A 5590-nucleotide genomic window follows, 5' to 3' on the forward strand; every position below is an offset into this window, starting at 1 on the left:
AAGGCGTCAGCACATTCAATATTGATGTTGAATGTACCGGCCTCTTCGCGAGCAAGCTCGGCTCCTACAGAAGGCTGCGATCTTTTGATTTAACGAATTTGATGTTTGTGCAGTAACCGGTAGAACGTAGGTCGCGAAACGCCCAGCACTTTTGCCGCCACACTCAAGTTGTCGCTGTGCCGATTCAATACATCGCACAAGGCCTGACGCTCGGCGCGGGTTTTATAGTCTTCCAGGGTGCCCATCGGCGTGGCGATCGACTGCTGGCTGATCAAACCCAGATCTCGCGCTTCAATCTGTCGCCCTTCGGCCAGCACCAAACCACGACGAACGCGGTTGGCCAATTCGCGCACATTGCCCGGCCAGTCGTGTTTGCCCATCGCAATCAGCGCGTCTTCACTGAAACTTCGCGGCCGCCGGCCGGTTTCGTGGCTGTAGAAATGCGAGAAGTGGTTGGCCAGCATCGACAGATCGCCATGGCGTTCGCGCAACGGCGCGGTGACCACTTGCAGCACATTCAGCCGGTAATACAAATCCTCACGGAAACGCTTTTTCTCGATCGCCGACTCCAGATCGACGTGGGTCGCGGCCAATACCCGAACATCCACGGGAATTGGCTGACTGCCGCCAACCCGCTCAATGTGCTTCTCCTGGAGAAACCGCAACAGATTGGCTTGCAACTCCAGCGGCAGATCACCAATTTCATCAAGAAACAGCGTGCCACCGTTGGCCGCTTCGATGCGCCCGACCTTGCGTTGATGAGCGCCGGTAAACGCGCCCTTCTCATGACCGAACAATTCTGACTGAATCAAATGCTCAGGAATCGCCCCGCAGTTGATCGCCACAAACGGTTTGCTGTGCCGCTGCGATTGTCGATGCAGGGTACGCGCCACCAGCTCTTTGCCCGTGCCGCTTTCGCCACGGATCAGTACCGGCGACTCGGTCGGCGCCAGTTTGCTGAGCAATTTGCGCAGTTCACGAATCGGTCGACTGTCACCGAGCAGTTCGTGCTCTGGCTGATCCACATGGATCGTGCCCTGCCCGCGCAAACGCGCCATGCCGAACGCACGACCAAGGGTGACCTGCACCCGCGAGACGTCGAACGGCAAGGTATGAAAATCGAAAAACCATTCGCAAACGAAGTCGCCAACGTTCTGTAAACGCAGGACTTCCTGATTCAGCACGGCGATCCATTCCGTACCGCTGCGGCTGATCAGTTCTTTGACGGCTTCGGGGCGTTCGAGGTGAAACGGCTGCAAGCGCAGCAAACCAACATCACAACTTCGGTCAGCGGCGTTTTCCAAAGTACAGCTGTCGACATCCCAACCTATCGCACGTAAACCGGGCAACAGGCGATGACAATCGTCGCAAGGATCGACGACCAATAAACGTCTTAATGCAGGCGCTTCGCTCATGACTGTTCCTTGGCGCCAAATTATAAGAAATGATTGTAAAAACAGTCATTTGGCAGACCTGGCTGTAACATTAGCAAGATTTTGACAGCGCCTTGTATCGATTGCTTATAGGGATACAAGCGAACCAGTTATAAGAAGCGAAGTTGTTAGTCAGCTATCGACTTTGAATCTTTCAGCCAGCTTTCAATAGCTGTCGACAAACTGAGTATATGAAAGAAAGTTGAAATTTCTTTGTTTCAGGTGTGACCTGTCACCGGGTTGCGTGCATCAGTACAAGTAACCAGCCGAACGGTAAGCCCAACCGACGGCACATCACTTGATTGGGCACGACAGAGAGAAGACCCCATGACCGCCCCGCTCCGTATCAACGAAGCTCTTTTGATTGCCAACCACGCGTTCAAACCGTTCCAGTGCGTGGCTTGGGCCCCACAAGACGGCAATGGCGAAGTCAGCCTGACCGTCATCGACCGCACCAACAATCACATTGGTCGCAAACAGATTTCCAGCAGTGACTATTCGGATCCGGCACAACTTGAATTGTTCTTGCAGCAAGCTCGCGCACAATTGAGCGAAGAAGGTTACGAGCTGCAATCGTGGTCGATGCCGCACTGAGCAGAGGGCGTTGCGGATGACTTCAATGTCATCCGCCCTCTTCTTGGTTAGTTGCCCTGTTGTTTTAACCCCGCGCACTTTTTACATCGCTAAGCAACGAAACCAGGCACAACTGCTTGGCAGGCTTGCATTTGGTTCAAAAAGACACTGTTTCGGCACAGTGCGACCCTCCGCCTGTTAGTTCTTACCGTTGTGCTTCTTTGTTATCAGGGATTGAATGTTCCGCTCATGCAGTTACCCACCCGGCTCCCGGGTTATGGTCAACTCGCAAGGAGATGCGTGCATGTTCAGCTCGAATGCTTTTGCGCTGGCAACCCCCATAAATAAAGTCGGACATCTTGATCAGACATTCGCTGCGACTGGCGTGGCGCAGGTTTATTTCGCCGGCAGCCTGTCGAGCATGACGCAAGGCGTGGCACTCGATCAGCAAGGTCGTGTATTGGTCGCCGCAAAAATCGGCACCGCTCATGGCAGCCGGTTTGGCCTGGCGCGATTGCTGGCCGACGGTTCTGCCGATCTTGGGTTCGGCCATCAGGGCAGCGTCATCGGCGAGTTCGCCGCCGGTTTTGAGGCCGCTGCCAGCAAGGTGCTGGCGCTGCCGGACGGCCGAATCCTGCTCGCCGGCCTGCATTATGAAAGCGCCCATCAAACCCTTCCCGCCCTTGCCTGCTTCGATGCCCACGGTCAGCCAGACCCGACCTTCGGCGACAATGGCCGGCAAGTCGTGCGCCTGCCGGGCAATCTGTCCATGGGCACACGCGATACCTGGCTACCGCCAGGCGTGCCCGGGGCCGAAGCCTGCGACTTCGCTGTGCAGGATGACGGGCACATCCTGCTGATCGCCAACCACCATTTCGAACTGGCCGACCACGCCGGCATGCTGATTCGCCTCAAACCCGACGGCAGTCTCGACGACACGTTCAACGGTCGCGGCTTCGTCATGATCCGTCACCTATTGCTCAATACCTGGCTCAGCAGCCTGCTGTTGCAGGAGGACGGGCGGATCGTGGTGGCCGGTTCGATCGACTTTCCGCAGGAAGGCCTGCTCGCGCGCTATCTGCCCGACGGCAGTCTGGATGAACGTTTTGCGGTGGACGGCTTTATGGCGTTCAAGGCTCAGGGGCGAAGCGCGCAGGTCAGCCAGGTGATTGAATCGGTGGAACACCTGCATTGTTTCGGCAGCAGCCGTGATCCGATTCGCTGCGTGGCATTGTCGCTGCACCATAACGGCCGCCCGGATCTGCACAGCCATGACGGTTTGGCGCAGCTGCTGGAAATCGGCCCGAGCGGTTGCCAGTGGAGCGCTGCGCAACGCATGGCAGACGGTCGCATGATCGCAGTCGGCGCGACCATCGGCGGCGTTGAAGCGGATTTTATCGTCGCGCGCTATTTGGCTGACGGCAACCTCGACCCAAGTTTCGGCGATGGCTGCGGCTGGCTGCGCACACGGCTGGGACGCAGCCTCGACACCGCCAACTCACTGGCCCTGCAAGCCGATGGCGGAATTCTGGTCGGCGGTTATTCACTGGATGGCAACTACCGGTCAATGGTCGCGCGCTACCTCAACCCATAACGGGCTGCAGGACGGTCGACCTGTAGGAGCTGTCGAGTGAAACGAGGCTGCGATCTTTAAAGTCAAAAGATCGCAGCCTCGTTTCACTCGACAGCTCCTACAAAGGAAGGCCGGGCCAAGTCATTAACAACTTGAACTTGCTCGACACATGCGGCAACTTGCGCGCTTCTTAAGACAAGGAGCAACCGATGTCCGGTTCAATGGCCCAGGCGTTCGCGCAAAATTTTCTCGGGCATTCGCCACGTTGGTATAAGGCGACCATCGTCGGATTCCTGATCCTCAATGCGCTGGTGCTGTTCACCGCAGGCCCGGTCGCTGCCGGTTGGTTGCTGGTGATCGAATTCATTTTCACCCTGGCCATGGCGCTCAAGTGCTATCCACTGATGCCCGGCGGCCTGCTGCTGATCGAAGCCCTGCTGCTGAAGATGACCACGCCACAGGCTCTCTACGATGAGCTGGTGCACAACTTCCCGGTGATCCTGCTGCTGATGTTTATGGTGGCCGGCATCTACTTCATGAAGGATCTGTTGCTTTATTTATTCTCGCGGCTGTTGCTGGGGGTTCGCTCGAAAGCGGCGCTGGCGTTGATGTTCTGCTTTCTCTCGGCGTTCCTGTCGGCGTTCCTTGATGCTTTGACCGTTACGGCTGTGATCATCAGTGCCGCAGTCGGTTTCTATTCGGTGTATCACCGCGTTGCCTCGGGCAACGATCCGCGTCAGGACAGCGAGTTTGCCGACGATCAGCACCTACCCAAACTGCATCACGACGATCTCGAACAATTCCGCGCGTTTTTGCGCAGCCTGTTGATGCACGGCGCGGTCGGCACGGCGCTGGGCGGTGTCTGCACGCTGGTCGGTGAGCCGCAAAACCTGTTGATCGGCCATGAGATGGGTTGGCACTTTGGCGAGTTTTTCAGCAAGGTCGCGCCGGTGTCGTTGCCGGTATTGGCGGCCGGTCTGGTGACCTGCGTATTGCTGGAGAAACTGCGCTGGTTCGGCTACGGCACGCTGCTGCCGGACAACGTGCGTGCGGTGCTGGCCGATTACGCCGCCGAAGACGATGCCGAGCGTACCCCGCGTCAACGCGCCGCTTTGCTGGTGCAGGGTGCGGCGGCACTGATTTTGATTGGTTGCCTGGCGTTTCACGTCGCCGAAGTCGGCCTGATTGGACTGATGGTGATCGCGCTGATCACGGCGTTTACCGGAATTACAGATGAGCATCGTCTCGGTAGCGCGTTCAAGGACGCGATGCCGTTTACCGCATTGCTGGTGGTGTTTTTTGCGGTGGTGGCGGTAATTCATGATCAGCAATTGTTTGCGCCGCTGATTCAGTGGGTGCTGGCACTGCCGGTCGAGCAACAACCGGGGATGCTGTTTATCGCCAACGGCGTGCTGTCGGCGATCAGTGACAACGTGTTTGTCGCGACCATTTACATCACCGAAGTGAAACAGGCCTTCCTCGCCGGACACATGAGCCGCGAGCACTTCGAGACCTTGGCGATTGCGATCAACACCGGCACCAACCTGCCGAGCGTGGCGACGCCGAATGGTCAGGCAGCATTTCTGTTTCTGCTGACCTCAGCGATTGCCCCGCTGGTGCGCTTGTCGTACGGGCGGATGGTGTGGATGGCGCTGCCGTACACCTGCGTGATGGGCCTGCTGGGCTGGTACGCCGTGAGCTACTGGCTCTAACCAACAGCGCATAACAACTGTGGGAGCGAGCTTGCTCGCGAAGGCGTCGTATCAGACAACTAATACGTTGAATGACACACCGCTTTCGCGAGCAAGCCCGCTTGTATGGTAGGACTCGAAGGGGTGGGTGGGACCAAAAGCCAGCTTCTGACTGTTAGCCCAGTACAGACTGTGGGAGACATCGGCCCCACCCCTTCCACCAAAGCGCCGATAAAGAATGCTTCGTTCTCTTCAGCGACGATAGAAACAAGCCTGCGCCTCTTGGTGAAACCCTTCGAGTGGAAAAACCTTACAGCGGG

At 57.3% G+C, this 5590-nt stretch carries 4 protein-coding genes; 3 read left to right on the forward strand and 1 reads right to left on the reverse strand.

Annotated elements, in window-relative coordinates:
• Positions 1 to 89 precede the first annotated feature (89 nt).
• Positions 90 to 1415 (reverse strand): sigma-54 dependent transcriptional regulator, encoded by a 1326-nt coding sequence (locus tag ACIP66_RS08150; protein ID WP_053119813.1) that lies wholly within the window; start codon positions 1413 to 1415, stop codon positions 90 to 92.
• Between the two features lie 345 nt (positions 1416 to 1760).
• Between ACIP66_RS08150 and ACIP66_RS08155 the strand changes: the two genes are divergently transcribed.
• From ACIP66_RS08155 to nhaB, 3 genes are all read left to right on the forward strand, one after another.
• Positions 1761 to 2027 (forward strand): hypothetical protein, encoded by a 267-nt coding sequence (locus tag ACIP66_RS08155; RefSeq protein WP_159811366.1) that lies wholly within the window; start codon positions 1761 to 1763, stop codon positions 2025 to 2027.
• A gap of 283 nt (positions 2028 to 2310) precedes the next feature.
• Positions 2311 to 3600, forward strand: coding sequence for a hypothetical protein (locus tag ACIP66_RS08160; protein ID WP_400646969.1), 1290 nt, complete (start codon positions 2311 to 2313; stop codon positions 3598 to 3600).
• A gap of 188 nt (positions 3601 to 3788) precedes the next feature.
• Complete coding sequence (nhaB, locus tag ACIP66_RS08165; protein ID WP_400646971.1) at positions 3789 to 5291, forward strand: sodium/proton antiporter NhaB; 1503 nt, start codon at positions 3789 to 3791, stop codon at positions 5289 to 5291.
• Positions 5292 to 5590: the final 299 nt, after the last annotated feature.

It is taken from the genome of Pseudomonas sp. NPDC088429 (genome assembly GCF_044753305.1).
In the GTDB taxonomy this organism is placed as follows: Bacteria; Pseudomonadota; Gammaproteobacteria; order Pseudomonadales; family Pseudomonadaceae; genus Aquipseudomonas; species Aquipseudomonas rustica.

Excerpts from the sequence above, each read along its gene's own strand:
- ACIP66_RS08160 (WP_400646969.1), top strand. The coding sequence starts at position 2,311 with ATGTTCAGCTCGAATGCTTTTGCGCTGGCAACCCCCATAAATAAAGTC.
- ACIP66_RS08155 (WP_159811366.1), top strand. The coding sequence starts at position 1,761 with ATGACCGCCCCGCTCCGTATCAACGAAGCTCTTTTGATTGCCAACCAC.
- nhaB (WP_400646971.1), top strand. The coding sequence starts at position 3,789 with ATGTCCGGTTCAATGGCCCAGGCGTTCGCGCAAAATTTTCTCGGGCAT.
- ACIP66_RS08150 (WP_053119813.1), bottom strand. The coding sequence starts at position 1,415 with ATGAGCGAAGCGCCTGCATTAAGACGTTTATTGGTCGTCGATCCTTGC.